Source organism: Areca yellow leaf disease phytoplasma, assembly GCF_041920595.1.
Window position 1 is genome coordinate 190,588 of record NZ_CP169277.1, and the last position, 490, is coordinate 191,077.

General features: G+C 29.6%; 1 protein-coding gene. It reads right to left on the reverse strand.

The genetic code is table 11. From position 1 onward, the window contains the following. Positions 1–117: 117 nt before the first annotated feature. On the reverse strand, positions 118–408 hold the full coding sequence (locus ACEW7V_RS01045; protein WP_374695603.1) for a TatD family hydrolase: 291 nt from the start codon (positions 406–408) through the stop codon (positions 118–120). Positions 409–490: the final 82 nt, after the last annotated feature.

Consider the following 490-nt stretch of genomic DNA (forward strand, 5'->3'; position numbering starts at 1 on the left):
TTGTTCAGCTTTAATCAAAAAGGAATACTAAAATGTTAATAGACACTCACGCTCATCTCAATCTTAAACATATAAAAATAAATTAGATGATGTTTTTCAAAAGCTTGGATAATGACGTCAAAAAATGATTGTTATATATGGATGAAAAAACTTTGACAGCCATCTATCTTGTCTGTGATGAAGATCAAGGCCAATTTCTCCTATAGCAACTGTTTGCGGATGATTGAGGTATTTGATGATGCTTTCGGGAGTTTCTTGGGAAAAATCAGAACAAGGATGAATCCCAAAAGCTACCATTACTTCTTTATATTTATTAGCGATTTCATATGCTTTTTGGTTAGTTTTTTCATCCATGCCTATAACAATCATTTTTTTGACGTCATTATCCTGTTTTTGAAAAAACATCATCTAATTTATTTTTATATGTTTTAAGATTGAGATGAGCGTGAAAGTGTCTATTAACATTTTAATGTATTCCTTTTTTGATTTT